Origin of the sequence: Psychrobacter aestuarii (assembly GCF_904846035.1) — a bacterium.
Taxonomy (GTDB): domain Bacteria; phylum Pseudomonadota; class Gammaproteobacteria; order Pseudomonadales; family Moraxellaceae; genus Psychrobacter; species Psychrobacter aestuarii.
Window position 1 is genome coordinate 763,076 of record NZ_CAJGYT010000001.1, and the last position, 26,489, is coordinate 789,564.

General features: G+C 47.6%; 21 protein-coding genes and 3 tRNA genes. 14 read left to right on the top strand and 10 right to left on the bottom strand.

From position 1 onward, the window contains the following. Positions 1-409 precede the first annotated feature (409 nt). The 5 genes from JMW05_RS03110 (at position 410) to JMW05_RS03130 (ending at position 4,005) form a co-directional block, all read left to right on the top strand. Complete coding sequence (locus JMW05_RS03110) at positions 410-1,621, top strand: pyridoxal phosphate-dependent aminotransferase (protein ID WP_201503944.1); 1,212 nt, start codon at positions 410-412, stop codon at positions 1,619-1,621. A 254-nt stretch (positions 1,622-1,875) separates the two neighbouring features. Then, positions 1,876-1,951: transfer RNA gene (locus JMW05_RS03115), tRNA-Asn, on the top strand. A gap of 387 nt (positions 1,952-2,338) precedes the next feature. Then, positions 2,339-2,414, top strand: a tRNA-Asn gene (locus JMW05_RS03120). 229 nt (positions 2,415-2,643) lie between these two features. Continuing rightward, positions 2,644-2,982: a CopG family transcriptional regulator gene (locus JMW05_RS03125; RefSeq protein WP_201503945.1), complete on the top strand. Its 339-nt coding sequence runs from the start codon at positions 2,644-2,646 to the stop codon at positions 2,980-2,982. A 291-nt stretch (positions 2,983-3,273) separates the two neighbouring features. Continuing rightward, entirely contained in the window at positions 3,274-4,005 is a 732-nt protein-coding gene (locus JMW05_RS03130; protein WP_201503946.1) for a hypothetical protein, read from the top strand. Between the two features lie 177 nt (positions 4,006-4,182). On the opposite strand, the gene JMW05_RS03135 is transcribed toward JMW05_RS03130, so the two are convergent. Beyond that, positions 4,183-4,758, bottom strand: coding sequence for a PepSY domain-containing protein (locus tag JMW05_RS03135; protein ID WP_201503947.1), 576 nt, complete (start codon positions 4,756-4,758; stop codon positions 4,183-4,185). Positions 4,759-5,216: 458 nt separating this feature from the next. Between JMW05_RS03135 and JMW05_RS03140 the strand changes: the two genes are divergently transcribed. Continuing rightward, on the top strand, positions 5,217-6,032 hold the full coding sequence (locus tag JMW05_RS03140) for a PhzF family phenazine biosynthesis protein (RefSeq protein ID WP_201503948.1): 816 nt from the start codon (positions 5,217-5,219) through the stop codon (positions 6,030-6,032). 181 nt (positions 6,033-6,213) lie between these two features. Here JMW05_RS03140 and JMW05_RS03145 read toward each other — a convergent pair. The 3 genes from JMW05_RS03145 to JMW05_RS03155 form a co-directional block, all read right to left on the bottom strand. Beyond that, positions 6,214-6,304, bottom strand: a tRNA-Ser gene (locus JMW05_RS03145). 61 nt (positions 6,305-6,365) lie between these two features. After that, complete coding sequence (locus JMW05_RS03150) at positions 6,366-7,517, bottom strand: type I glyceraldehyde-3-phosphate dehydrogenase (RefSeq protein ID WP_201503949.1); 1,152 nt, start codon at positions 7,515-7,517, stop codon at positions 6,366-6,368. Between the two features lie 89 nt (positions 7,518-7,606). Continuing rightward, positions 7,607-9,526, bottom strand: a complete 1,920-nt coding sequence (locus JMW05_RS03155; protein WP_201503950.1) for an AAA family ATPase — start codon at positions 9,524-9,526, stop codon at positions 7,607-7,609. A gap of 333 nt (positions 9,527-9,859) precedes the next feature. Between JMW05_RS03155 and exaC the strand changes: the two genes are divergently transcribed. The 3 genes from exaC to JMW05_RS03170 all read left to right on the top strand — a co-directional run bounded on the left by exaC (position 9,860) and on the right by JMW05_RS03170 (position 13,527). Continuing rightward, positions 9,860-11,386 carry an acetaldehyde dehydrogenase ExaC gene (gene exaC / locus JMW05_RS03160; protein WP_201503951.1) on the top strand — a complete coding sequence of 509 codons (1,527 nt, stop codon included), beginning with the start codon at positions 9,860-9,862 and terminating at the stop codon, positions 11,384-11,386. Positions 11,387-11,808: 422 nt separating this feature from the next. Then, positions 11,809-12,837 (top strand): alcohol dehydrogenase AdhP, encoded by a 1,029-nt coding sequence (gene adhP, locus JMW05_RS03165; protein ID WP_201503952.1) that lies wholly within the window; start codon positions 11,809-11,811, stop codon positions 12,835-12,837. 360 nt (positions 12,838-13,197) lie between these two features. Next, entirely contained in the window at positions 13,198-13,527 is a 330-nt protein-coding gene (locus tag JMW05_RS03170; RefSeq protein WP_201503953.1) for a DUF779 domain-containing protein, read from the top strand. Here the strand turns inward: JMW05_RS03170 and JMW05_RS03175 are convergent. Further along, positions 13,517-14,446, bottom strand: a complete 930-nt coding sequence (locus tag JMW05_RS03175) for an NERD domain-containing protein (RefSeq protein ID WP_201503954.1) — start codon at positions 14,444-14,446, stop codon at positions 13,517-13,519. The two genes, JMW05_RS03170 and JMW05_RS03175, sit on opposite strands and share 11 nt — an antisense overlap. Before the next feature lie 334 nt (positions 14,447-14,780). Between JMW05_RS03175 and JMW05_RS03180 the strand changes: the two genes are divergently transcribed. Continuing rightward, positions 14,781-15,770, top strand: a complete 990-nt coding sequence (locus tag JMW05_RS03180) for a DUF4424 family protein (RefSeq protein ID WP_227691418.1) — start codon at positions 14,781-14,783, stop codon at positions 15,768-15,770. Positions 15,771-15,870: 100 nt separating this feature from the next. Beyond that, on the top strand, positions 15,871-16,860 hold the full coding sequence (locus JMW05_RS03185; protein WP_201503955.1) for a DUF6602 domain-containing protein: 990 nt from the start codon (positions 15,871-15,873) through the stop codon (positions 16,858-16,860). 126 nt (positions 16,861-16,986) lie between these two features. Here the strand turns inward: JMW05_RS03185 and tkt are convergent, their stop codons facing one another. Then, a complete protein-coding gene (tkt, locus tag JMW05_RS03190) occupies positions 16,987-18,984 on the bottom strand; it encodes a transketolase (protein WP_201503956.1) in 1,998 nt (665 codons plus the stop codon). Positions 18,985-19,206: 222 nt separating this feature from the next. After that, the gene (serS, locus tag JMW05_RS03195) at positions 19,207-20,493 is read right to left on the bottom strand and encodes a serine--tRNA ligase (protein WP_201503957.1); all 1,287 of its coding nucleotides are present in this window, start codon (positions 20,491-20,493) and stop codon (positions 19,207-19,209) included. A 395-nt stretch (positions 20,494-20,888) separates the two neighbouring features. Here serS and JMW05_RS03200 point away from each other — a divergent pair, with 395 nt between their 5' ends. From JMW05_RS03200 to JMW05_RS03210, 3 genes are all read left to right on the top strand, one after another. Beyond that, positions 20,889-21,545: a YcxB family protein gene (locus tag JMW05_RS03200; protein ID WP_201503958.1), complete on the top strand. Its 657-nt coding sequence runs from the start codon at positions 20,889-20,891 to the stop codon at positions 21,543-21,545. Positions 21,546-21,776: 231 nt separating this feature from the next. Continuing rightward, complete coding sequence (locus JMW05_RS03205) at positions 21,777-22,634, top strand: delta-class carbonic anhydrase (RefSeq protein WP_201503959.1); 858 nt, start codon at positions 21,777-21,779, stop codon at positions 22,632-22,634. Between the two features lie 291 nt (positions 22,635-22,925). Beyond that, positions 22,926-23,405, top strand: a complete 480-nt coding sequence (locus tag JMW05_RS03210) for a Dps family protein (protein WP_406947446.1) — start codon at positions 22,926-22,928, stop codon at positions 23,403-23,405. Positions 23,406-23,495: 90 nt separating this feature from the next. On the opposite strand, the gene JMW05_RS03215 is transcribed toward JMW05_RS03210, so the two are convergent. The 3 genes from JMW05_RS03215 to JMW05_RS03225 all read right to left on the bottom strand — a co-directional run bounded on the left by JMW05_RS03215 (position 23,496) and on the right by JMW05_RS03225 (position 26,451). After that, positions 23,496-24,164, bottom strand: a complete 669-nt coding sequence (locus JMW05_RS03215) for a DUF2057 family protein (protein WP_201503960.1) — start codon at positions 24,162-24,164, stop codon at positions 23,496-23,498. Between the two features lie 150 nt (positions 24,165-24,314). Next, positions 24,315-25,118, bottom strand: a complete 804-nt coding sequence (hda, locus tag JMW05_RS03220) for a DnaA regulatory inactivator Hda (RefSeq protein ID WP_201503961.1) — start codon at positions 25,116-25,118, stop codon at positions 24,315-24,317. A gap of 232 nt (positions 25,119-25,350) precedes the next feature. Beyond that, positions 25,351-26,451 carry an AI-2E family transporter gene (locus JMW05_RS03225; RefSeq protein ID WP_201503962.1) on the bottom strand — a complete coding sequence of 367 codons (1,101 nt, stop codon included), beginning with the start codon at positions 26,449-26,451 and terminating at the stop codon, positions 25,351-25,353. Positions 26,452-26,489: the final 38 nt, after the last annotated feature.

Genomic DNA, 26,489 nt, shown 5'->3' on the forward strand with positions numbered 1-26,489 from the left:
TAAGTACTCACCACTGCATTCTTGAGTGTATCTTAATGAGCTTGTTGTCAGTATAAGACATGATAAACGAACGAATGTTGTAACTTCGCAAGCAGTAGCGCAGCAATGGTATTTTTTGTAACCGATGACGTGGTTTTTATTAAAATACAGCGCAATTACGTTACTATTGGTCATGTCATATCGCTTTGATGCTTGTCTTATCGGGCATCTGCGCTGTATCAGCTGCGCAAAAATACGACAGAAAACGTCACGTTTTTTTACATGCCTGCATGCGCTGTTAGTTAGTATGACCGTCCTACGCGCCCATCTGCCATGAGCCTGTATGGTCGCGTTGCCATGCCCAATTTTGCAGTACCTTGGTGATATGACCTGCTGTATTTTATAACTATTATCTAAAAAAGGATTTCTAATGAGCGAATTACAACTGTCTAACCGCGTTAATAACATCAAGCCCTCACCGACGCTCGCGATTACCAATAAAGCCAAAGAGCTTAAAGACTCAGGCAAAGACATCATCGGTCTGGGCGCAGGCGAGCCTGATTTTGATACCCCAGAACACATCAAACAAGCGGCGATTGAGGCGATTAATAATGGCTTTACCAAATACACCGCTGTTGATGGCACGCCTGAGCTAAAAAAAGCCATTATTGATAAATTTGCTCGCGACAATGACATCAGCTATCAGCCCAATGAAATCCTAGTGTCGGTCGGTGGCAAGCAGTCGTTCTTTAACCTTGCTCAAGCCTTGATTGACAAAGATGATGAAGTGATTATCCCTGCGCCGTACTGGGTCAGCTATCCTGATATGGTCAAGCTTGCCGATGGCGTGCCAGTCATCGTCGAATGCCCACCTGAGCAAAACTTCAAAATCACCGCCGAGCAATTAGAAGACGCAATTACAGATAAGACCAAATTGCTGGTCTTAAACAGCCCATCGAACCCTACAGGCATGATTTATACCCTAGATGAGCTAAAAGCCATCGCTGAAGTGCTTAAGAAAAACCCACACGTCTATGTTGCCTCAGACGATATGTACGAGCACATCCGCTGGACGGGCGATAAGTTTTACAACATTCTAAACGCCGCGCCTGAGCTAAAAGAGCGCGCCATTATCCTAAACGGCGTGTCAAAAGCCTATGCCATGACAGGCTGGCGCATCGGCTACGCGGGCGGTCCTGCCAAGCTGATTGGCGCGATGAAAAAAGTACAATCGCAGTCTACCTCTTGCCCGACCTCTATCAGCCAAGTGGCAGCAGCGGCGGCAATCTCAGGTGACCAAAGCGTCCTTGAGCCAATGCTCAAAGCCTTTGAGCAGCGCTGTGACCTTGTGGTCGATGGCTTAAACAACATCAAAGGCATCACCTGCTTGCGTCCAGATGGTGCGTTTTATGTGTATCCAAAAATTAGACCACTGCTTAAAGCGGCAGGTCTAAAATCATGCACCGCGTTTGCTGAATGGCTGCTCGATAAAGTCGGCGTCGCGGTCGTACCAGGCGATGCTTTTGGCTTAGGCGGCTTTATGCGTATCTCGTACGCCACGGACGAAGCCACACTAAAAGAAGCGCTAAAGCGTATTGAGCAGGCGGTCTCTGAGCTGGACGTTAAAGAAGACGACGAATAAGCCAGACGCTTGATACGCTCCTATTAATAAGAGGCGCTGGTCATCAGCGCCTTTTTTATTGATGCCCTCACTGATGCGATTGCAAGGGCGCAAACACTCGGCAATGACCGTTTTTTTATAAAAAATGACTTTTTTGGCAAAAAAGTGATAAAAAGTGCTTGACCTATTTTTTATCTTTGCTATCATACGCTCCACTTAGCAACGACGAGCATCGCTGCTTTGCTTAGCACAAGGACATTGTCCTTATCGCTTATTCCTCAATAGCTCAGTTGGTAGAGCATCGGACTGTTAATCCGTGTGTCCCTGGTTCGAGCCCAGGTTGAGGAGCCACATTCTTGCCTATTTAGGCAAACCCTGAATCCTACTAGATTCAATTATGGCACATGCCAAGACCCTCATCGCTTTGATGAGGGTTTTTTTATGCCTATGGTTTTGTGGTTCATACGTTTTGCTAAGCGCCTTTGTCATGCCCTGCGTATATCTTGTTAAATGTTAGGGGCAAGCACGATAACCAAGAAGTGTCATAAACCTGCCTGCTGTGGCTCGTTTTTGGGATAAGGTCATGGGCGATATCAAGGCATACAAAACAAAATAGCAAAAAATGCATTATTTTTACTATTTTTTCTTGACACCTTTTAAACCCTTGGCTACAATGTGCCCCACATAACGAGATGGCAAACGCTAAACGGCAGTTATCTCAACGTTATGACCAACTATTCCTCAATAGCTCAGTTGGTAGAGCATCGGACTGTTAATCCGTGTGTCCCTGGTTCGAGCCCAGGTTGAGGAGCCATATTCAAAAAGACCTTCATCATAATGTGATGGAGGTTTTTTTATGCCTACAGTTTTATATATCGTTTAAAAATCAAAGGTATAGACATTTTTTATACTATTTATGTCGATGCTTACAGATTATTGATAACATTTGGTTTATAATAAGTGTCTAAAATATTGATTATTAACGTTATAATAACGTGTTCATACACCCCTTATTCCCATTCATTAAAAAATAATGGTTTATTATGATACCGATACGCGTAAAAAATAAGTTTTCTGATCATCCTCAAAAGGTAATGCGCCCTATTAGTATTCGTCTGTCTGAAGAGATGATTGAGCTGTTAGAAGCCACGACCAAAGATCTTGGCTTTAAGCGCATTCAGGGTTTGATTCGTCTGTATATCCGTCAGGGTTTGGATCGCGACCACGCGGATTATACGTTGGCACATGATGAGATGTTTATTGAGACGCTACGCAAAAAGGGCGTCAGCCAGCGTATCATTGATGAGGCGATTGTGGTCACGCACAACAAGCACACCTCACAGCCGCTATGTGAGCTACAAGGCAATCCTGAGTCAAAGTAATCTGCCCGACCTCTTTTTTATAGTATGCTGTACTGATAGTGACCAAGTTCTGATAGCACTTGGTCTTTTTTTGTGCGTAAGATGTGCCACGACGCCGTTATTTTTGGGCGCTTAGGTATGTAACCTTTCATACAGCCATTGCAAAAGGTAACACAATCTATCATAAGCCACGTTCTTATCTCTTCACAAAACAAGGTATATTAAAAACGATAGTTGGTAGTTCTTGCCGCTATTGCTACCAATACGACTATAATAAAAATGTGATTATCGATACTGCAAAGGAGGGCTATCATGACGCAACATCTATCCACCAAACGTGGCTATGCCCCTATCCTTGCCGCTGTATTGGCGCTGGTGGCAGTGCCGACGCTCACAGGCTGCGATATGCTCAAAAAATCGCCTGATGAGCAAACCATCCCGACCGACTCCAACCGCTGGCAACAAAAACTCGGCGATACTTTTGAGAATCTGCCTGAAGAAGAGCGCCAGCTGCTCAGCCGCTATATGCTGCGCATGAAGCTGAGCGACGCCTACGAGTCGGGGGCGATGCCACGTACCACGATTAAGAATGCCATCATGCAGCAGCGCGAGTATGAGCGTCTGCACCCCAACAACCCAACGGGTAAGAAAAGCCCTGTGGTGGCTGACAACAACGCGCGGTCGCTCGCTGAGCGCTACCCCATTGCCCTACTGCCTGTCAAACCAAGCGACAACGACAGCCTAAATCAAGTCAAGCTACAGTTTATGCTCTCAAACCATGGCAAATCGCCGATTACCCACTTTGAAGGTGAGCTGCTGATGCAAGATGCCAACCTAAAGATTGGCAAGCGCTTTGTGATTCCGAGTACGGCATTTGAGCCAGCGGTTGCGCCTGAACAATCGGGCAAAATTGTGCTAGAGAGCAGTATCGAGGACATCAACGTCATGCGCGCCATTCGTAACGCGCAAGATGTGACCATCGTGATTGTCGATGGCACGCTCATGCTCGAAGATGGACGCACGATTCGATTTTCTCAGCGTTAAATAAAGTTTCTGGTCGTTAAATAGAAACGCGTACGCGGTGCAAACCGACGCTATAAAAAAACAAGCAATCAGCTCTAAAAAAGCGCCAAGCGGTATGTGCATATCGCTTGGCACTATTATATCGTCTCTAAATACAAGCAAAAAGACGACTACTCTGTTATTCATACATCAAAAGTATCAGTCGTCATCATCGACCATCTCAGCTTGGCTACGGACAATCTGACCCGTCATGCTATCGACGACCACATCATAGACTTGGTTGCCTTTGACTATCTCAATCTCATAGACAGACTTGCCAGCATCTACATCAAACCCTGCCTCAACGATGGTACCATTGATACGTTGGTTCGCCTTTTTGATGGCTTGGTTGAGACTGAGGTTGGACTTTTTCATGGCATTGTATTCAGCAATGTCCTCGTTATCCATCTTTTCTTGTTTGCTGGTCGAGACTTGACCATTCTTTGCGTCCACCTTGACATCATATTCGCTATTGTTAGCGACAATCGTCACCTCGTAGTTGCCTCCTGCTGAGCGATCGTACTGATCAAACTCAGCACCAATGACGTCTCCTTTTACGGTCTTTTGAGCGATACTCATTGCCTGCTCGAGGCTGATTTTGCTTTGTACTGCGGCTACAGTTTCACTGACTGGCAGCTGCGTGTTGCTCTGTCCTACCGCAATAGCCGTGGTACTGATGGCGGTAACGCTGAGCACGGTAATGATGGCTTTATTTAAAGTTGATAATTTTTGCATGAATTGTCCTTTATCGTTCACTATTTTTTATGGGAAAGAAGCGTATTCTTTTAGGAATCCTACGCAGAAGGCGGCGCTATTATGAAAACTTTAGCGAGCTGTTTTGTAGGCATAAGTTTGTCATTGTAGTGCGTCAATATTGCTGCAAATACCATTGAACGTATTTGTCTTGCAACACTATAAAGGAAGACTACATAAAGAATGAGAACGTGCGAAAGGAAACGCGGTGGAAAGAGAACGTATACCGCTCTTGGAATGAAGTTTTTTAACGTGGTTTGGATTGACCATGTTTAAGAAATGTCATACGTAAGTATTAGATTGTTGTAAACAGACGATATAAGTGAAAAGCGGAATGGCAATATTATAATAAAGTATGCTATCGCTGTATGGGCAGCTATATACTTTTAAAAAAGAAATAAGTACGCTAGTTAAACTCTATATTTGCTAAAGGAAAAAGAATGCAACTCGAAATGAATGTCGTTGACGCTTTCACCAACACCGTTTTTAAGGGAAATTCCGCAGCAGTTATTATCACCGATAGTTGGCTAAGTGACGGTTTAATGCAGTCCATAGCAATGGAGAACAACTTATCTGAAACAGCTTTTTTAGTGCCGAATCAGTCGAAAGAAAAAACGCATTATGATATTCGCTGGTTTTCTCCAACGACTGAGATTGCCTTTTGTGGTCATGCAACCTTGGCGGCTGCCTTTGTTTTATTTAGTAAAAACCCTACTTTGAAAACAATTATGCTGTCGGCAAAAGCAGTCGGCATTCTGACAATCCTACAAACAAGCACTGGTGAGATACAAATGGACTTCCCAAACAATAAGCCTGAAAAAGTAACTGATATTCCTGACAGCTTATTGCAAGGTCTATCGATTGCTCCTATCGAAGTCTATCGCAACTCACAAGCATATTTTGTTATATACCATACCAAGTCCGATATTTTAAATATAATACGTAATAATGAGATTCTAAAACAACTTGCGCCTCTGAATATCGTTGTCACTTGTCAGTCTGAATCAGAAAACCTCCAATCTTATGATTTCATCTCTCGATACTTTTCACATGCCAATGGTGGTAGCGAAGATCCAGTAACTGGGTCAGTTCATACTGGTCTTGCTCCATTTTGGGCAGAGCGCTTAGGTAAAGATGAGTTAATAGCGTACCAAGCCTCAAATCGAGGTGGCATGCTCAGATGTGTTGTAAGAGGCGATAGAGTACTTATTTCTGGCAATGCGGTACAGTACTTAACTGGACATATCACTGTTTAAATCAAAGAGACTAATTAACTAAATAACGGTAGTGTGAGACGTGCGTGGCATCATCACACTACTTTTAAAGTCAGTATCTAGTGCAGCATGGGTTTTAAATCAATACAGAATAAATTCACCACCACGAAATTTTATGCATAAAAAAACCCCAGTCACTGTAATGACTGGGGTTTTTAATATTTGGCGGAGACGGAGAGATTCGAACTCTCGAAGGGCTATGAACCCTTGCCGGTTTTCAAGACCGGTGCATTCAACCGCTCTGCCACGTCTCCATAGGTGCATCATTATAGCGATATATTTTTTTTATGCAAGCCCTTTTTTCAAATAATTGAATTATTTTTTCAGCCCTTTGTTTTCGCGGGTTGCGGACAGGTGCAGGCACATATCCAGCAGGCGATTGGCATAGCCCCACTCGTTGTCGTACCACGCAAAGACCTTGTACTGATTGCCCACTTGCATGAGCTGTAACCCATCGACGATTAAGGACTCGGTCTGATGTACAAAGTCGCTGGAGACAAGCGGCAGCTCGGTATAGCTCATGATGCCTGCGAGCTGATTGTCGCTCGCGGTGATTAAGGCGTCTTTGATGGCGTCGATGTCACTTGGCGGCTTACTAAAGACAAAGGTCACGTCTATTGCGGCGACGTCGATGGTCGGCACGCGGATGGAGTGTCCGTTGATTTTGCCCGTCATCGCAGGCAGCACACGCTCGGTGGCGGCGATACTGCTGGAGGTGGTGGGAATGATGTTGTGCCCTGAAGCGCGCGCACGTCTGGGGTCGCGGTGTACTTGGTCGAGGACGTTTTGGTCTGCGGTCACCGCGTGTATCTCGGTCATCATCGCCGACTCGACGCCAAAGCTGGCATCTAAGGTCGCAATCAGCGGCACAAGCGCCTGTGTGGTACAAGAGACGCTCGAGACAATCGGCAAATCAAGGCGCAACGCCTCGGTATTGACGCCCATGACGATGCAGGCATCGACATTATCAAAGGGCGCAGCGCCGATGATAACTTGCTGCGCGCCTGCACTAATGTGCCGATAGGCTTGGTCATAGGCGCGAAAAAAACCTGTGCACTCAAGCACAACATCGACATCGAGCGATTGCCATGGCAGAGACTCTGGCTCAGGCTGCGACAAGAGGCGGATACAATAGGTGTGCCCGTTTTTGCTGAGACACAGCTGCGTTTCGCCCTCATCACTGAGGATGTGCGCGTCGATACCCAGACGGCTAAGGCGTCCGTGCGTGCTGTCAAACTTTAGCAAGTGCAGCAAAATGTCCGCGCCTGCCACGTCATTGATGGCGACGATATGTATCGCCCGCCCCAGCATTTCAAAGCGCTCGAGTAAGGCGCGCAGCACGTTGCGACCGATACGCCCAAAGCCATTAATCGCGACCCGTAGCGGACGGTGTCCTTCGTTAGTGATGTAGGTGGGCGCGCTGGTACTGCTCTCGGGACGATAGGTGGTGCTGGTAAAACTTGGCATAGTTGGTGTTCGCTGTTGGTCGCTAATGGTGAGGCTAGCTATATAAAGGGGGACACGATGCGCTGACGTATCAAGATTAAGGCGCGTTTTTAGTCATTAATAAAAATCAGCGCCAAACGGATGGTGTTGTAGCTGATGCGCCCTTCTAGATACTCATGCAGCGGGCGCAGCTTGATATCACCATCATCGGTGGTGTTGTTTGGGTCATTTTCTGCCTGCACGCTGGTATAGGCGCTGTACACCGCGTCGATGATGTCGTCATCAGGGCGCAGATGCTCACAGGCAAGCGTCGGGTCACGTTGTTTTAGCTCACTGATATGGCGCATGATGGTCGATTGCGCCAGACCGCGCGCTTCGGCAATTTCAGCAATACTAAAGCTCTCTTCGAGCAACAAGCGGGTTGCCTCAAGGGTGGTTTCGGATTTATCGGCGACTTGGTTGCCTTGTTTTTGCTGTTTTTGTTGCAGCTCGCGGCGCTTTTTTTGCAAGCGCTCGTAGCTGTCGATGACCGTTTGGCTGAGCGTACCGCCCGATGTGAGTACAAAGTCAGTATGCGCTTTTGTCATGCTTTTTTCATCGAGCATGGCGTAGTTGGTTTCGGCCTCCTGTGAGAGCGCCAAAAACCGCTTGTCCGCGCCGCGTGCTAAGGGGTCAAGCTGCAAACTCATGGTGTTCATGCCGAGCAATTTTAGCCCTGAGAGCGACTTGAGGCGTGACAACGCCACGTAGCCTTGTCCCAGCTCAAAGGTGCGCGATAGGTCAATCTCGGCGGCATCCAAGGTCATGCCTTGGGATTTATGAATGGTAATTGCCCAAGCCAGACACAAGGGCACTTGCGAGTAGCTTGCCAGCACTTCCCCGCTTTCATCTTCTATCATCCATTCTTCAGGCTCGGCGATGACTTCTTTACCTGAGTTAAGACGCACGACGGGATATTTGACGGCGGTTTTTTTGTCACTTTTTTTGCTGTCTTTGTTGTCAGTATCTGTATCTGCGTCATCTTGCTTATCATTGTGCTGCTCATCGTCTGCCGCGTCTTGCTCGGCGCGCTTGGTTTTACTGTCCATGCGGTTATCCGCCTTTAGACTCACCGCGCGAAAGCCGACCAGCTCGCCCATCGTGCCGTTAGAGACGCCAAGCTCGGCATTGTTTTTAATAAACATCACCTTTGCGCCCACGGTGAGCGTCAGTTGCTCTTGAGTGCGCACGCTTTTTTTGAGTGTTTCGACCAGTTTGTCATCGCCATCACTGACCGCTTCAAAACAATAAGTCTCGCCATCGAGTTTGAGCAGCTCATTGTCATTGATCTTATTGACGTTTTGATTGTGCGTATATAGACGGGTGCGGCTGGCATGCACGTCTTGCACAGCGGTTTCTTCGAGCGCGGCAATGGCGTCAAAGCTTACGTCTTGGCGGCGGATTTGGTTTAGGATGTCATCAAGCCCCAGCGTCCCGTCTTGCTCGGCGTCATTTTGGCGATGCTGCTCGCTCAAATAGCAAATATGAAACTTGGCATCGAGCCACGCCTCAGACATAAAGGCAAATTTGTCGCGGTTGCTCTCCCCGCGCTGACCGATGGGCGGCAGCTGAAAAAAGTCGCCTGCGACCACCACCTGAATCCCGCCAAAGGGCGCATCGTCTTTACGCAAATGTTTTAAAACTTGATTGACCGCGTTTAGCTGCTTGGCATGCAGCATAGAGATTTCATCAATAATCAGCACCGAGGTTTCTTTGACCCGCTCCACCAGCGGCTTTTTGCGCGCCAAAATACCCAAGTCCTTTTCGCTCAAGGTGTCTTTGATACCAATGCCTGACCAGCTGTGAATGGTCGTGCCGTTCATGTGTGTCGCCGCAATACCTGTACTGGCAGTCACTGCCACAGGTACCCGCCGCGCACGCAGATAATGAATATACTGATTAAGGGTATACGTTTTTCCTGCCCCTGCCGAGCCTGTCAAAAATACATTTTGACCCGTTTTTAAGATATCTAAAGCCGAAGACTGACGCATATAAAGAACCAAGCAAATAAAAATAACGGCGCAAAACGCCAATCTCGTTACTAAAAATGTCTAACCTGTAAGCCGAACATAACCCTGCACTATAAAAACCTTTACTTATCCGTACCTTGTACAATAAGAATCCCACACATAACGAAAGGTTTTATTTGTTAGTTACAAACATTAGCAAATATTATTATTCCTCTAGGCAAAAGCCGAGTACGATGGAATGAGCGCCAACAAATGACAAGGATATTAAGTCATGGTGACGGATGTATGCTGACTTGTCAAAAAGGCGCGTCTGTATTATCTGATAAAACCAATAACACAACAAGGAGTTGTTTCATGCTGTATACCAATCCCAATACCGATGGCAGTGCTGTCCAGTTTCGCGACACCTATGATAACTTTATTAATAACGAATGGGTCGCACCTGCAGATGGCGAATACTTTGACGCTACCAGCCCTATCAATGGGCAGCTTATCTGTAAAGTGGCGCGCTCGAAAGAAGCTGACATCAATAAAGCGCTGGACGCCGCGCACGCTGCCAAAGACGCGTGGGGCAGCACCAGCACCACAGAGCGTGCCAATATTTTATTAAAACTTGCCGATAGCATCGAAGCCAACCTTGAAAACATCGCCATCGCCGAAAGCTATGACAATGGCAAACCTGTCCGCGAAACCTTGAACGCTGATATTCCTTTAGCCGTTGACCATCTGCGCTACTTTGCAGGCTGTATCCGCGCGCAAGAAGGCGGCATCAGTCAGATTGATGAAGACACCGTCGCTTATCATTTTCATGAGCCACTCGGCGTGGTCGGTCAGATTATCCCTTGGAACTTCCCCATTTTGATGGCGATTTGGAAAATTGCCCCTGCCCTCGCAGCGGGTAACTGCATCGTCTTAAAGCCTGCCGAGCAAACCCCTGCGTCACTCATGTACTTACTCGATGTGGTCGGCGCGGCGGATATCTTGCCAAAAGGCGTACTCAACGTGGTCAATGGCTTTGGTGTCGAGGCGGGCAAACCGCTTGCATCCAGCCCGCGTATTAACAAGATTGCCTTTACTGGTGAGACCACCACAGGTCGCCTCATCATGCAGTACGCCAGCGAAAACATCATTCCTGTGACGCTCGAGCTTGGCGGCAAAAGCCCCAACATCTTCTTTGCCGATGTCATGGATGAAGACGATGACTTTTTGGACAAAGCGATTGAAGGCTTGGTGCTGTTCGCCTTTAACCAAGGTGAAGTTTGTACCTGTCCCTCGCGCGCGCTGGTCCATGAGAGCATCTATGATAAGTTTATCGAGCGCTGCGTTGAGCGCGTCAAAGCCATCAAGCTTGGCAACCCACTCGACACCAATACCATGGTCGGCGCGCAAGCCAGCTCAGACCAATTAGAAAAAATCCTATCGTATCTCGATATCGGTAAAAAAGAAGGCGCAAAAGTGCTGGTCGGCGGAGAGCAAGCCAAGCATGACGGCGATCTGAGCGATGGCTATTATGTCCAGCCCACGATTTTTGAGGGCACCAATGACATGCGTATCTTCCAAGAAGAAATCTTTGGTCCTGTGCTTGCCGTAACCACCTTTAAAGACGATGAAGAAGCGATGAGTATCGCTAACGACACCCTATACGGTCTGGGCGCTGGCGTCTGGACGCGTAACGGTACGCGCGCGTATCGCTTTGGTCGCGGTATCAAAGCAGGTCGCGTCTGGACCAACTGCTACCACCATTACCCCGCACACGCGGCGTTCGGCGGTTATAAACAATCAGGCATCGGCCGCGAAAACCACAAGATGATGCTCGATCATTATCAACAGACCAAAAACATGCTGGTCTCTTACAGCGACAAAGCGCTGGGCTTCTTCTAAATCCTAGGGCATGTCATCATTTAGATAGCGAGGCTTAAAATGAGATAAATCGCAGTCAAACAAGGAAAAAATTGCAGAGAATATAGTCATATTCACAAGATTTTCGACGCTGTTTGGCAAGATTTAGCCATTTTAAGACCGCTAAATCACTTGATGGGCTAATTGATGACATGTCCTAGGCCCCACGCAATACCTCCTATTGCTCATCCACCCTAAAATGATTACTAGAATGCCTTTTTTGCAGATGGTGTGCCAAGCGCACACTGTCGGCAAAAATGCGCACGCCAGCCTTGTCACTCGTCTTTTTGTTGTTGCGTCATCACGGATTGGCAATAGCGCTGCTCTATTTTTCAATGTTTGTGCGATAACCGTTTTAGAAACCATCACCCTTTAATAATTTATCATAACTAAGCGAGCACACTATGAGCACTACCATGAAAGCTGCCGTCCTCCATGAATTTGGTCAATCTCTGCAAATCGAGCAAGTCGCCATCCCTACCCCAAAGGCAGGACAAATCGTCGTCAAGCTGCGCGCCTCAGGCGTCTGTCATACCGACTTGCACGCCGTAGAAGGCGACTGGCCTGTCAAGCCAAGCCCGCCGTTTATTCCCGGTCACGAAGGGGTCGGCGTGGTCTCTGCTGTGGGCGAAGGCGTCAAGCACGTCAAAGAAGGTGACCGCGTGGGCGTGCCGTGGCTGTACTCTGCCTGTGGGCACTGTACGCACTGCTTGGGCGGCTGGGAAACCTTGTGCGAAGAACAAGAAAACACAGGCTACTCGGTCAATGGCAGCTTTTCTGAATACGTGCTCGCGGATGCCGACTATGTCGGACACATCCCTGACAATGTGGACTTTATCGAAATTGCGCCCGTCTTGTGCGCAGGCGTGACCGTATATAAAGGTCTAAAAATGACCGAAGCACGCCCTGGCGAGTGGGTGGTCATCTCAGGCATCGGCGGCTTGGGGCACATGGCGGTACAGTATGCCGTTGCCATGGGACTCAATGTCGCCGCTGTCGATATTGATGATGACAAGCTCGACTTGGCAAAACGCCTCGGCGCAACCGTCACCGTCAATGCCAAAAACACCGACCCTGCAGAATACCTAAAAGAAGAAATCGGCGGCGCCCATGGCGCATTGATTACCGCCGTATCCGAAAAAGCCTTTGAGCAAGCGCTTGGCATGGTGCGCCGTGGCGGTACTGTGGTGCTAAACGGTCTGCCACCAGGCGACTTCCCGCTGTCTATCTTTAATACTGTATTAAACGGCATCACCATTCGCGGCTCTATCGTGGGTACGCGCCTCGACTTGCAAGAGTCGCTGGACATGGCGGCAGCGGGCAAAGTCAAAGCCACGGTCAAAGCCGAACCGCTTGAGAACATCAATGATATCTTTGAGCGTATGCGTAACGGTAAGATTGAAGGGCGTATCGTCATTGATTACAACATGTAGTGATGAGGGCGTGTCCCTGATGCGCTAACAGCATAGCAAACAGCGCACACCAACCCATCATGCAGGTCGTAATGCCCATCGCCATCTTCAATACAAGGTGACGAAGGGTACTACGACCTTTTTGCATTTATGGCATACTAGGGCGTGTCTTCAATTCAAACGTCTATGACTAAATGGGCTAAAAATGGCTAAATCTTCGGCAAACGGTGTCAAATAGCTGGTTAATATCTCGATATTATCTGCGCTATTTTCCTTGTTTGCCTTTAATTTATCTCATTTTTATCACCATTTTTAAAATGAAGACACGCCCTAAACAAACAAGAAACTCATTATAAAGACAACAATAACAAGGAGTAGACCATGAAACTACAAGCCACCGATGCCTGCCGCGAGCTGATTGACCTACTAAAATCCAAGCATGGCGAGCTGATGTTTCACCAATCGGGCGGCTGCTGCGATGGCAGCTCACCCATGTGCTATCCGCTTGGCGAATTCAAAGTCGGCGGGCAAGACGTGCTGGTCGGCGAGCTGGCGGGTTGTCCGTTTTATATGGGGCGCGCGCAGTACAAGCTGTGGGAGCACACCGACTTGACCATTGATGTGGTCAATGGGCGCGGCGCGAGCTTTTCTTTAGAAATCCCTGAGGGCAAACGCTTTATCGTACGCTCGGATGTGTGCGCTATAGATTGACCATGCCACGGCATTTCGGGAAACTTGTGCAGCCATAAAACGCTTGCCCTGCCCGCGTACCTGTCTTTGCCACGCGCTTGACCATCGCGCCCTGACACTTTGGGCATATTGGTGCGCTGAGCTTTTCTTGACTTGGCTTGTCTTCGTTGACGGTTTCTTCTTTCAAGGTTTCTTGGCTTAGGACTTCTTTTATCACCGTATTTTGATTTGCTGGCGTTTCTTGAGCTGGCGTTTCTACTTCGGTTTGTCCAGACCAACGCTCATAGACATGGACTTTGGGACGTTCTTTGACAACTTCTCGCGCGCTGTCTTTTTCTTCTACTTGTGACTGATTTGCGGGCTTGTTTGGCTCAGCGTGCTTTTCTTTTAAGTAGGTTTTGTGCTGTTGATTCGTGCGCCACGACTTGCTAAAACGCTGGCTATGAATCTGCTCGACGATGGCGTGTACCTCATCAGGCGTTAATAGTACGTCTTGTTTTTGCTTAATATAACTGATGATGCCGCTATCAAGCACATGCGCGGGCAAGGCGTCACGCGTCTTGATTTTTGCCTCACCAATAAAGGCAATGACGGAGTGAAAATACTGCGGCTCTAGCGCCAAGACGTCCGACAATGCCTTGATGTGTAGATAATTCTGATGCAGTGGGTTTTGAAACTTGTACTTTTTACCCATAATCGTCTGTGTCCATTGCCGCTGATGCTCGCTACCAAATATCCAGCCTTTATAATTTTTGGTCTCAATCACAAAAATACCATAGGGCGAGACGATGATATGGTCGATTTGCGTGCTGCCGCCATTAGCCAGCGGCAACGTCACATTGTTGATGCGCTGATAGATCGTCTTATCGAGCGCCAGCCACGTGGCAAGGTTAATGACGCCCTCGCCCAGCATCCCTTTTACCGTAGACATCAATGACATAGCGCGCCCCTTTTTGTTATTTAAACCGTTACCCTAGCCATTAAGCGCGGTCAATCAATGCCGAGCACTGGCTGATTTTTGAAACTCAAACCTTGAAGATGACCCTAGCAGCAAATGCTTTTGGTAATCCCCATCAATCATGCTCTATTTTTGCGTTATTATGAGCGATAATCGGGAGAAAGGCACGGGGTTTGGTGGGCGTTATTCAATTGAGTGATATGTTTTTTTGCTCTTATACGCTAGAAAATTTAACCCGCTATTTGTTATCGCACTATCGTTTTTATCCATAAATCTAGGTATATTAGATGACAAATGTACGCCATATAGATTACTCATGATGAAAAACCCATATTACTTATTACCCAAAGCCGTCTTTATAACCTGTGGTCTTGCTGCCACTGCTTTATTACCTATTATCGTTCAAGCCAATGATTCTACAGGCTATGTGGGAACGGGCGGCGTTGAATATATTAAAAATAAAAACATCAGTATGCACAGCGAGGACTTGTATATTTCAAAAGATGAAATCCGCGTCAATTATGAGTTTAAAAACCTCAGCAATAAGGACATAACCGAGACGATTTTATTTCCTATGCCTGCTGTACCCAGCTTTCTCGACTCAGATTATGCCGACACAGATTCCACTTATGATAGCTTTAAAGTATGGGTCAATGGACGCGCCATTCAGCCAAAATTGCATGTACGCACCTTTATGAGTCCTCTTGTTATAGAAAATGGCTACTCTACCCATACAGATGAGGCAGTCGATACGACCGATATATTTAAATCTTGCGGTATCACCGATACGGATATGCTCGCTCCTTGGACATATCAAGTGTATGCGGAAGACGTGAATCGAAAGCTGTTGGCTTGTGATAATCCACAATTAACTCGGTTTATTAAGGATAGGACAGATTCTTATATTTTTTGGGATTCACAAATCATCTATAGCTGGCAGCAAACCTTTAAAGCCAATAGCACAACCACCGTTAAGCATACCTATGCCCCACTCGTGGGCGGCTCTGTACATTTAGGAGAAGAAGAATTTGGGAATTTTTGCGTAGATGACTATACGCGACGTGGGTTTCATAAGAGTGGCGCACGCCCTTATCAAGCGCTGAGCTATATTCTAACGACAGGTGCAAACTGGGCAAAACCCATCAAAGATTTTACCTTAACTGTCGAGCGTGATAAGAACGAGCTGGTATCGTTTTGTTGGCAGGGCAAAGGCAAAGTGAAAAAAATTGCGCCCAACACGTTTCAAATCAAAGAGTCTGATTTTGTACCCACCCATGATTTTGATGTGATATTTGTTCATAAATAACTTTTGATGGTGTGGGTTAGCTTTCTCAAGTATCTTCTAAATCTTATATTTTTTCATATCTAGCTCACTTCGACTCACATTTTAATCTAGGAGATAACTTATGAACTCTAAACACGATATAGCCCAATATATGGAAGAGATAAATCTTGCCCTCCAACAGGACTATTTGCAAATACAGAGTAGAGTTAAACAAGATCCTGGAACTGCTGGTGATCAAGCTGAAGAAACATGGGCTGAGGTTCTAAGGAAATGGCTTCCCAGTCACTATCACATTGTTACGAAAGGAAGAGTTCTAGGTCTAGACGGAACAGCATCTCCACAAATCGATATTCTGATTCTTTGGCCACACTACCCTCCTTTTTTATTAAATAAAAAGCTTTATATAGCATCTGGTGTTGCTGCTGCTTTTGAGTGCAAACTTACTTTCAAGCTAAGTCATTTGAAAAAATTATTTGAAAATGCAAAATCTTTGACCGAAATTACTAACAGTGAATACTGCAAAAGAAGAAACAAAAGAAAAAGGGAGGGTGGCAATTACTCCTATGAAGAGTATCATAGAATTTTCGATTATGGATTGTTAGCTCATTCTTTTGAAGAAACAATAAAAAGTCCTAGTAAAGTTACTGATAAAATAGTTGAGTTAGATAAACATATTGCGAAACATCCTAATCAAATGGTCGATTTAATTTGTGTTCAAAATCTCGGTTCTTGGTCTAGTGAAAAGTACGCTATCACTTCAGCGCCGATAGTATCGGAAAACAATACTTATTCAATGTCATATTTCCCGTTCCCATCTACAAATTACACATGTCTATCAAAGGAAGATTGGAATGTAGACTCCGACGTATATAACAACTTCTCTCCTTTAGGTTCATTTATCGCTAGATTATATACTAAGCTATCTAGAACTGACACAAGTTTAGTACCTATGAAAGAATATTTAGTTAGCTCTCTTTCCGCTGGAAAAAGTAGTAGTTCACGAAGGCTTTGGGAAGATCTTGAGATCCCGAATGATTTATGGCGGTTAAGTGAAGTAAATAGAAATAGAGGCGACTTTTTTCTTTATGACTTTACCTTTTTAGGATACTGATAATACAAAATTTGAGTATCGCACACTTTTTTCAATCTATATTGAATCAATTTTCACTGTCTTCAATTAAAAAAGCCACCAGATTTCTCTGATGGCTTTTTTTAAACACTAACTAAGTTAAGTTTATTAAACCAAACTATTCACCGCATCAACCACAGCTTCGGTCGTGATACCGAATTCTTTGTACAGCTCGCCCGCTGGTGCAGATTCGCCATACGTGGTCATGCCGATGACTTTGCCATCTAGACCAACGAACTTAAACCAGTAGTCCACGTGCGCCGCTTCGACTGCCACGCGAGCGCGAATGTTGGCTGGCAATACTGACTCGCGGTAGTCTGCGTCTTGTTTGCTAAACACTTCAGCACAAGGCATAGACACGACACGCACACCAACACCGTTATTGCTTAGCGTCTCATACGCTTCCATCGCTAGACCCACTTCTGAGCCTGTTGCGATGATGATGGCTTGTAGCTCGCTCTGCTCTTTGGCTAGCACATAGCCGCCTTTTGCGATATTCGCGACTTGCTCAGCGTCACGGTCTTGGTGTGGCAGACCTTGACGGCTAAAGATTAGCGCTGATGGCGTGCTGGTCGCTTTAATCGCTTCGATCCACGCGCTGGCGGATTCGGTGGTGTCGCATGGACGCCATGTGTTTAGGTTTGGCGTGCTGCGTAGGCTGGTCAACTGCTCGACAGGCTGGTGCGTTGGACCATCTTCGCCCAGACCGATTGAGTCGTGGGTGTAAACATGGATGATGCGCTGCTTCATGAGTGCGCCCATGCGTACGGCGTTGCGTGCGTATTCCATAAACATCAGGAACGTTGCCACATAAGGGATAAAACCGCCGTGCAAGGCGATACCATTGGCAATCGCGGTCATGCCGAATTCACGCACACCGTAAAAGATATAGTTGCCCGCAGCGTCTTCTTGAATGCCTTTTGCGCCTTTGAACAAGGTAAGGTTCGAGCCTGCCAAGTCTGCTGAGCCGCCCATGATTTCTGGAAGTAGTGGCTGCAAGGCATTGATGGCGTTTTGGCTGGCTTTACGGCTGGCGACGTTGTCACCTGCTTGTTGGCATGACTGTAGGTACGCTTCTGCCTGAGCCGCGAAGTCTGCTGGCAGCTCGCCTTCTAGGCGGCGTTTTAGCTCTGCCGCCAGCTCTGGGTGCGCTTGCTCATAGCGCTCAAAGTCCGCTTGCCAGTTATTTTGTAGCGTCTCGCCTTTGGCTTTGCCGTCCCACGCTTCGTAGATTTCGTCATCCAGCTCAAATGGTGCGTGCTTCCATGACAGTGCGTCACGCGTTAGCGCGATTTCGTCATCACCAAGTGGTGCGCCGTGGCTGGCTGCCAGACCTTGTTTGTTCGGGCTACCTGCACCGATGGTGGTTTTACAGATGATAAGGCTTGGCTTATCCGTTTCAGCAATCGCCGCTTTGGTCGCGTCAGTAATCGCATCCATATCGTGACCGTCGATGCTGATGACTTGCCAGCCATAGCTTTCAAAGCGCGCTTTGGTATCGTCAGTGAACCAGCCTTCGACATTACCATCGATTGAGATGCCATTGTCATCATAATAAAAGACCAGCTTGCCAAGACCCAGCGTGCCTGCAAGCGAGCACACTTCGTGGCTGATGCCTTCCATCAAGCAACCATCGCCCAAGAATGCGTAGGTGTGATGGTCAATGATGTTGTGCCCGTCGCGGTTAAACTGCGCGGCAAGGGTCTTTTCAGCGATAGCAAAGCCCACCGCATTGGCTATACCTTGACCGAGTGGTCCTGTGGTGGTCTCTACGCCTGGCGTGTAGCCGTACTCTGGGTGACCTGGGGTCTTAGAGTGCAACTGGCGAAAGCCCTTTAGGTCATCCACGCTGACATCGTAGCCTGATAGGTGCAATAGAGAATAAATCAGCATTGAGCCGTGTCCGTTTGAGAGAACAAAACGGTCGCGGTTGTGCCAATTTGGATCTGCTGGGTTGTGCTTTAAAAACTTGCGCCACAGTACTTCCGCAATGTCTGCCATGCCCATCGGCGCACCAGGGTGTCCTGAATTGGCTTTTTGTACCGCATCGAATGACAGTACACGGATGGCATTGGCTAGTTTACGTTCGCTAATTGGAGCTGGCATAGAGTGTCCTAATATGGAGGATAAGAGGAGAGTTTACTCATAGGTCATCCATTAAGTGCGCATGACGCGTCCTTTATGGATAGGCGATAAAATAAAAATGCAATATTAACATATTTGCGCCGCGTCACGCCAAAAAATGGCAACGATGGCTTAGGATAAGTGTACTCCTTACCCCAATTCATCATTGCCATAAGTCTAACTTACACATGCAGGCGCAAAAAATTACGCTTCAATACGCTCAGCACCGCCCATAAATGGACGCAGCACTTCAGGAATGGTCACGCTGCCATCAGCGTTTTGATGGTTTTCCATCACCGCAAGCAGCGTACGCCCGACCGCCAAGCCTGAACCGTTTAGCGTGTGCGCCAGCGTGGTTTTTTTGCCGTCTTTGATGCGTGTGCCCATACGGCGCGCTTGGAAATCGCCACAGTTTGAGCAGCTAGAGATTTCGCGGTACGTGTCTTGGCTTGGTAGCCACACTTCGATGTCGTAGGTCTTTTGCGCGCTAAAGCCCATATCGCCCGTACACAGCTGTACCACACGATATGGCAAATTAAGCTGCTGCAAGATGTATTCAGCCTGCCCTGTCATTGCCTCTAGCAGATCGTCTGACTGCTCAGGCGTGCCGACATTGACCATCTCGACCTTTTCAAACTGATGCTGGCGAATCAGACCGCGCGTGTCGCGACCGTGCGAGCCTGCCTCACTGCGAAAGCATGGCGTGTGCGTGGTGAATTTTAATGGCAATGCTTTAATGTCCAAGCGCTCGCCGCGTACGAGATTGGTCATCGGCACTTCAGCGGTTGGGATTAAATAAAAGTCCATCTCATCATTATTGGTGTGGTTGCTAAGTTTGAACAAATCATCTTCAAACTTCGGCAGCTGACCTGTACCCTTTAGGCTGTCTGAATTGACAATATACGGCACATAAGTCTCGGTATAGCCATATTTGACGGTGTGCGTGTTTAGCATAAACTGAATCAAGGCGCGGTGCATTTGCGCCAACTGACCTTTTAGGACGTTAAAGCGGCTGCCTGTCAATTTGGTCGCCGCTTCAAAATCGAGTAGACCCAACGCTTCACCAAGGTCGCTGTGGTCTTTGACCGCAAAATCAAACTGACGCGGCGTGCCCCAACGACGCAGCTCGACATTGTCATCCTCAGACGTGCCGACAGGTACGCCGTCAGCAGGTAGGTTTGGCAGTTGCAAGGCGGCATTGGTGATGCGCTCTTGTAAGTCACGTAAGGCGTCTTCTGCCGCCTTAATCTCACCGCTGATGCTTTGCATTTCTGCGAGCAGCTCACTGGCATCTTCGCCCGATTTTTTGAGTGCCCCGACTTGTTTTGCGCCCGCATTACGGCGCGCTTGTAGCGCTTCGGTCTGTACTTGTAGCGATTTGCGCTCTTCTTCGACCGCTTGCCAAAAGTCCACATCCAGCGTGTAGCCGCGCGTTGCTAAGCGCTCTTGTAGCGCGTTTAAATCACCGCGTAAAAGTTTAGGGTCAATCATATTGTCTGCCTGTCATACCAAAATAAGTTAAGCACTCACTGAGCTGTGCGTGTCATTGTCGTTGTGTGCCGCCACGTGGTGTGTTGTTACCGAGGTAACCATAACCAACCAAAACCCCTATCATAACAAGACCCGATAGATTTGACCACGCTTACACAGGCTCAGACGCACAATCTTAACGCGTCTGCATCCTTTAGCGCGCAATTATATGGGCAGATGTTATGGTCATATGCCAAGCGCCCCCTTTTGTTGCCCGTCACACCGCTAGATGCGGCAAGGATGTTTCTTTTGCCCCCAGTTTTCGGTAAGATAAGTGCCTGTCTTATTATTGGCATCACCGTCGGCGCAGGCTTGCCGATGGTCATGGCCTAACCTTGTGTATTTGAGAATCCTTTATGGCACTGTATCCCTACACCTTACAACCGGTTGCACTCAACCTGTCTGAAGCTGAATTTAAACAAGCGCAGCACGAGCTATTTAACAACACCAGTCAATCCTTTGGACTCTCAAACATCAAAACCAAAGAGTGGATCATCATGGCGGTTGTGGTCGCGCTCGCGATTGCAGGCTTGATTTTTGTTTCAGGCTATTCGACCATTTTGTTTTGGCTGATGCTGGTACTGGTCGTGGCATACATCGCCGTGCGTACCTTGGGCTTTAAATGGTATGTCAAAAGAGAGTTTGAAAAACAACTTGCTGAACAAGAAATGCCAGACGAGATGCGTACCATCAAGCTGGGGGTACAAAAGCACGGTCTGATTATGACCATTCCTACCAATCAGCCAGACGGTCTAAAGGCTTCACAAGTACGCGGCATGCAGATGCGTGCGGCCACCTCACAGCAAGCAGTGATTCCGTGGACGGCGGTCAAAAGCTGGGAAGAGACGGACGACTATATTTTTGTACTGTTTGAAATGCAAGGTCAAAAAGGCAGCCAAATCATCCCAAAACGTATCCAAGCACAAAAATTCCCTATCGATACTGTGCGTAAGCACTTGCAAGAAGTCGTGCCTGAGCCAGGTCTTAAGCCTGAGCAAATCCAAGCGCCATAAGACGTACTGACCAAGTCAATAAGCCAATAGCGGATAAATAGGCACACAAAAAAAGCTGGAAGTCATGATTTCCAGCTTTTTTATTGCCCAAATATTCGCTCATTATCATTTTATATCACCCAACGCCAAGCTTATGCCCATCTAGGCGCATGCGGCGTACTTTTTTTTAACCCATAAGGCAATCGACACCGAAAAATCACTTTTAATCGTTTGCTTTTTAGAATAGAGATTATGATGACTACCAAAACACTCCCGAAACTGGTCCTGCTGTTGTTACCAGCGATTATCCTACAGTCATGCGCGACGGGTTCAGAGCCTATTGAAGACATCGCCACAAGCCATGCGCATGGCGTGCCGACTGAGGGTAAGCATATCGGGTTTGGTCCTCAGTCTCCCCGTGATATCGATAGTAAGCTCGGAGATAACCGCTTGGTATTTAGCTCAGCCCCAAGCAAAAACACCATGAACTTGTGTAACATTCACCTACACAAAAATGCTGAGCATAAAGGCGGCGAGTTCAGCACCTATGCTGGCGATGGCAATGCTCATGGGTACGACACGGGCTATCGGTACTCAGGTCAGCTGACAGCCAAAGAGCGCAAGCCTCTATCAAAAGCCGTATGTACAGGCAAGCACAGCGCCATACAATCGGGCGATACCCTTGAGGTGCATTATGTCTACTCTACCTCTCAGATAGAGCCTGGCGTCTCTTTGGCTGCGTGCGTGGCTGACCCTATCCTCAATCCACAATTGCGCGTAGAGGGACAAGTGATTGTGGCTGTCAATGACGAGAACGCCGCAAACTTCATGGAAATGACCCAATATGATGTGCGCGACCAGTACATGCAAGCCATCAATATCCCAACCGATACGGGCACACCCGTTCAGTATGCAGGCTCGACCACAGGACCAAGTTATAACCAAAAACACTCCCCCTACCAAGTGACGTGGAGCGTGCGTCCCAAAGTCAAAAAGGTAAACATCAAGTCTTTAGGTCAGTGGTGTGAGAAAAATGTGTTTGAAGAAGACCATGCGCACGGGGTTCGTAATCTTGTGACCAACCCCAAGTCACTGTCCCCCATTCTGTAGCGACCGTCAAAGCGTAAATACCCCTTTGCTGTATGCATCAATAGACCGTAAGCGGCTTTTGGTTTGATAGAATATAATGATATCTTTGGTTATATTCATTTAACTTATCTATAGATAGCAGGTATGATGGCTATAAATCGATAGGCCACAGCCTCTGAATTTGTTAACAGGGTTAATAAAGACATCGCTTTGGTCAATCCGCTACTATAAGCCGCGCTTTATGGTATTTGTCATCCATAAGCGCGGCGATAAATAAGACACATAAATAATAAACGATAAAAGGACATCTCTATGAGCACTGACAATACCAACCAAATCGGTCTAGAAAAAGCAGAAATGGGCGAAGTCATCAGCAAACTAAATGCACTGCTTTCAAGCTATCACATGTTTTATATCAACGTGCGCGGCTACCACTGGAACGTTAAAGGCGAGCATTTTTTCTCACTGCATCCAAAGTTTGAAGAGCTGTACAACGCTTTGCAACTACAGATTGATGAGATTGCCGAGCGCATCTTGACCTTGGGTGGCACGCCACTACACGCGTACAGCGACTTTGCCCAGCACACCAGCATCAAAGAAGACAAGAACGTCCATCAAGGCAATACCTGCGTAAAAGGCGTGGTTGCAGGCTTGCAAACCTTGATTGAAGAACAGCGTGCGGTATCCAGCCTAGCCGCTGACGCCGATGACCAAGGCTCAGCCGACCTTGTTGATGCGTACGTACAAGAGCAAGAAAAATTGGTTTGGATGTACAATGCCTTCTTAGGCTAATCTGCCAAAAGCGTGATAAGAAAAAAAAGCACCCAGTTTCGGGTGCTTTTTTTATGCCTGCCTTTTTATATAAAAATAAACGGCTATGGTTTATTGTTCAATCCACTGACGCATTTTTTCGCGCTCCGCAGGTGTCGCTTGTAGCCACAGCTGCATAAAGCTGTCTAGGGTGTTGGTGGGTTTTGATGCGGCGAGTGGCGCAATCGCTTGCGAGCCATTTGATTCAAGTGACGCGATGACGCTTTGGTTTTGTGCTTCGGCATCGCCGCCACCGTTAAACACACCGCCGAGCGCCTTGCCCAAGCCTGCGAACAAGCCGCCGTCATTGGCACTGCCTTGCTGACTTGCGATGATGGTATTGCCCTTTTGTACCGCAAGCGTAGGGCGCTTGGCGTATTCTCGCGCCGCTTCATACGCTTCTGGATTGTTGGGCATGGTCAGACGATAGGTCTGATTGTCCATCAGCTCTGCCGCCACACTGATGTTGCCTGAGCGCAGATAATCGTGCTCATCATGACTGAGGTCATACAGACGGTCATATTTTGCAGTAATGACGTGCTGACCTGGCTTTAGGTTGAATTTTTTGGGCGCAGATTGAAAGATGCTTTGCTTTAGCTCTTGCCCATTGACGGCAGTTACTTTGATGTGGTCATCGACCAACAAAGTCGCATCAGCATGCGACAGCGCAGAGACGCTCGCGCCTGAGAGCAATACGGCAGCTACAGACATTCCTTTGAACCAAGATGAGGCGTGTGTCATGACATATCCTATGTGTAATCAATAAAACGATGAAAATAATGATGATAAAAGCTGACGCCTGCTGCCGCCTATACCAGCGCAGTGACGCCACCAATGGCTATCAATATACCATTATCACAGCGGCGCATCATTAGCAAAAGTCGGTATGGATTAAAAGTCTAGCGGAATGGTCTGATTGTCTTGGTCGGTATCAGGGTCATCGCTTTGGCGTGCGCTGGTAATGTCTGCCAGCTCAGCCGCGAGCGTCTGCTCATCAATGGTGCGGATGGCGTCATTGATGACGGCTTTAGAGATGTTGTTGCGCCCAAGGTTAGAGAACATCGGCTGAATATAGTTCAGGACGTCCATCATACCGCCGATACGGTGCGGACCATCGCTCAGCAAATGATTGATGATACGCTCATCGAACTGCCAACCACGGCGGCGCAAAATAGAGTCAATCAGCGCCTGTCTGTCCGCCAAATCGTGACCATTCGGCACTTTAAAAGAAGGGGCTTGCGCCAAGCGGGTGAGCAAATCGGTCAAGGCAAATGGCAAATCACTGGCAGGCTGATTGGCCGCGAACAACAGCTGGCGCTGCCCTTCTCGGCTGCGGTTAATCAGATGAAACAGCGCCTCTTGCCATTGACTGCTGCGCTCTAGGACTTCTAAATCATCGATAGCAATGACATCAAAGTTTTCGATAGAGGACAGCACATTAACATCGGTGTGTATCAGCTCATCAAGCGATAGGCAAATGGCCGACCTGTCCATTTCGATAAACGATTCACAAATGGCGGAGAGCAGGTGCGACTTGCCCGTTGCGGGACTGCCAAACAGATACAGCTGACCAATGAGGCCGACGTGCAGCTGGCGCACCGCATCAATGATGGACATCCAGCCAGGCCCGCCAAAGTCACTTAGACTCGCGTCATGCTTGATATCTAAATTGAGACTTAGCTGTGCTTCTGCCATGAATCATCAACTCGTGTTACGTAGTACAATAAAAAGGCTGCACCAGTGGTTGTCCATGATGCGCCTTGAAGTGACTGAGTCGTCTGTATGCCCGCGCTATTATACCTGATTTTGGCGGTACAAAGGGGCGCGGCGTGCGTCACAAGCGCACAAATACCGCGACTATATATAACACACTTACAAAATCACTGACAAGTTTTTTACGTAGTCGCTGAGGGATGCGACAGCCCGCCTAATCAAACAAATCAGGCTGGCGGCGACTTTTATAAAAATCGGTGGTCAGGTAATAATCGTACGCATGATGGAACAACACATTGAGCACCGCAGAGACAGGCAGCGCAATCAGCATGCCGACAAAGCCCAATAAACTGGCACCCGCCAGCACCGAAAAGATAACCCACAGTGGCGACAGACCAATCTTGTCACCGAGCAGTAGTGGCTGTAGCACATAGCCTTCAGCCGCTTGACCCACCAAAAACGCGCCGACAATCAATGACAAATGCAGCCAGTCCAGACCAAACTGGAACAACCCTGCGATAATCGCGGCAATAAACCCAAGACCAAAGCCCAAATACGGCACAAAGCTTGCGATACCCGCGCCCATACCGATAATCAACCCCAGCTCAAGCCCAATCAGCTGCAGCTGTACCGCATAAATCACGCCCAAAAGCACCATCACCAGCAGCTGACCTTTAATAAACGCCATCAGCGCGTGGTCACAGTCTTGCGCAATTTCGATGACCTTTTTGCTACACGACGCAGGAATTGCCATTTTCCACTGATGCAGACGCTTGTCCCAATTAAACAAGAAATAAAACGTCAAAATCGGTACCAAGACAATCAAGCCTGCATTGTTGATAAACACCATACTTGAGGTCAGTACCTGACTCATCATGCTGCTGGCGTCTGAAAAATTATAATTGGTCTGCATGTACTGCACCAAGGTTTCAGACAGCCCTTTGACTTCCATTTCTGGCAGACGCAAGCGGCTGTTGTCAGTCACCCAAGCGCGCAGCCCGTCATTGTACCAGTCGAGTACTTTGGGCAAATATGCCCACGCCGACTGCAACTGATACCACAGCGTGGGAACCAACCACCACAACAGCAGCACCATACCGACCGTGATTGCGGCATAGACCAACACAATCGCAATCCAGCGGCGGGTGTAGCGCGATAGCTTTTTAACCAAAGGATTGAACAGATAAGCGAGCACAAAGGCGACCAAAAACGGCACAATTACGGGCAATAAGGTATATAGCAGCACGACAGCAATCACAATCGCTGTCACGATAAATAAACGCCGAAAGAAAGGGTCTATTGAGCGGTGAATCATAGTAGGACAATCCTAACAATCAGTAGGCAAAGGGGGTA

What these genes read in the sequence shown, in the direction of transcription:
- JMW05_RS03225 (WP_201503962.1), bottom strand. Translation starts at nt 26,451, where the DNA reads ATGATTCACCGCTCAATAGACCCTTTCTTTCGGCGTTTATTTATCGTG.
- JMW05_RS03170 (WP_201503953.1), top strand. Translation starts at nt 13,198, where the DNA reads ATGAAACTACAAGCCACCGATGCCTGCCGCGAGCTGATTGACCTACTA.
- JMW05_RS03215 (WP_201503960.1), bottom strand. Translation starts at nt 24,164, where the DNA reads ATGACACACGCCTCATCTTGGTTCAAAGGAATGTCTGTAGCTGCCGTA.
- JMW05_RS03150 (WP_201503949.1), bottom strand. Translation starts at nt 7,517, where the DNA reads ATGCCAAGTTTTACCAGCACCACCTATCGTCCCGAGAGCAGTACCAGC.
- JMW05_RS03180 (WP_227691418.1), top strand. Translation starts at nt 14,781, where the DNA reads ATGATGAAAAACCCATATTACTTATTACCCAAAGCCGTCTTTATAACC.
- serS (WP_201503957.1), bottom strand. Translation starts at nt 20,493, where the DNA reads ATGATTGACCCTAAACTTTTACGCGGTGATTTAAACGCGCTACAAGAG.
- hda (WP_201503961.1), bottom strand. Translation starts at nt 25,118, where the DNA reads ATGGCAGAAGCACAGCTAAGTCTCAATTTAGATATCAAGCATGACGCG.
- JMW05_RS03205 (WP_201503959.1), top strand. Translation starts at nt 21,777, where the DNA reads ATGATGACTACCAAAACACTCCCGAAACTGGTCCTGCTGTTGTTACCA.
- tkt (WP_201503956.1), bottom strand. Translation starts at nt 18,984, where the DNA reads ATGCCAGCTCCAATTAGCGAACGTAAACTAGCCAATGCCATCCGTGTA.
- JMW05_RS03155 (WP_201503950.1), bottom strand. Translation starts at nt 9,526, where the DNA reads ATGCGTCAGTCTTCGGCTTTAGATATCTTAAAAACGGGTCAAAATGTA.
- JMW05_RS03135 (WP_201503947.1), bottom strand. Translation starts at nt 4,758, where the DNA reads ATGCAAAAATTATCAACTTTAAATAAAGCCATCATTACCGTGCTCAGC.
- JMW05_RS03130 (WP_201503946.1), top strand. Translation starts at nt 3,274, where the DNA reads ATGACGCAACATCTATCCACCAAACGTGGCTATGCCCCTATCCTTGCC.
- JMW05_RS03185 (WP_201503955.1), top strand. Translation starts at nt 15,871, where the DNA reads ATGAACTCTAAACACGATATAGCCCAATATATGGAAGAGATAAATCTT.
- JMW05_RS03175 (WP_201503954.1), bottom strand. Translation starts at nt 14,446, where the DNA reads ATGTCATTGATGTCTACGGTAAAAGGGATGCTGGGCGAGGGCGTCATT.
- JMW05_RS03200 (WP_201503958.1), top strand. Translation starts at nt 20,889, where the DNA reads ATGGCACTGTATCCCTACACCTTACAACCGGTTGCACTCAACCTGTCT.
- JMW05_RS03210 (WP_406947446.1), top strand. Translation starts at nt 22,926, where the DNA reads ATGAGCACTGACAATACCAACCAAATCGGTCTAGAAAAAGCAGAAATG.
- exaC (WP_201503951.1), top strand. Translation starts at nt 9,860, where the DNA reads ATGCTGTATACCAATCCCAATACCGATGGCAGTGCTGTCCAGTTTCGC.
- JMW05_RS03110 (WP_201503944.1), top strand. Translation starts at nt 410, where the DNA reads ATGAGCGAATTACAACTGTCTAACCGCGTTAATAACATCAAGCCCTCA.
- JMW05_RS03125 (WP_201503945.1), top strand. Translation starts at nt 2,644, where the DNA reads ATGATACCGATACGCGTAAAAAATAAGTTTTCTGATCATCCTCAAAAG.
- JMW05_RS03140 (WP_201503948.1), top strand. Translation starts at nt 5,217, where the DNA reads ATGCAACTCGAAATGAATGTCGTTGACGCTTTCACCAACACCGTTTTT.
- adhP (WP_201503952.1), top strand. Translation starts at nt 11,809, where the DNA reads ATGAGCACTACCATGAAAGCTGCCGTCCTCCATGAATTTGGTCAATCT.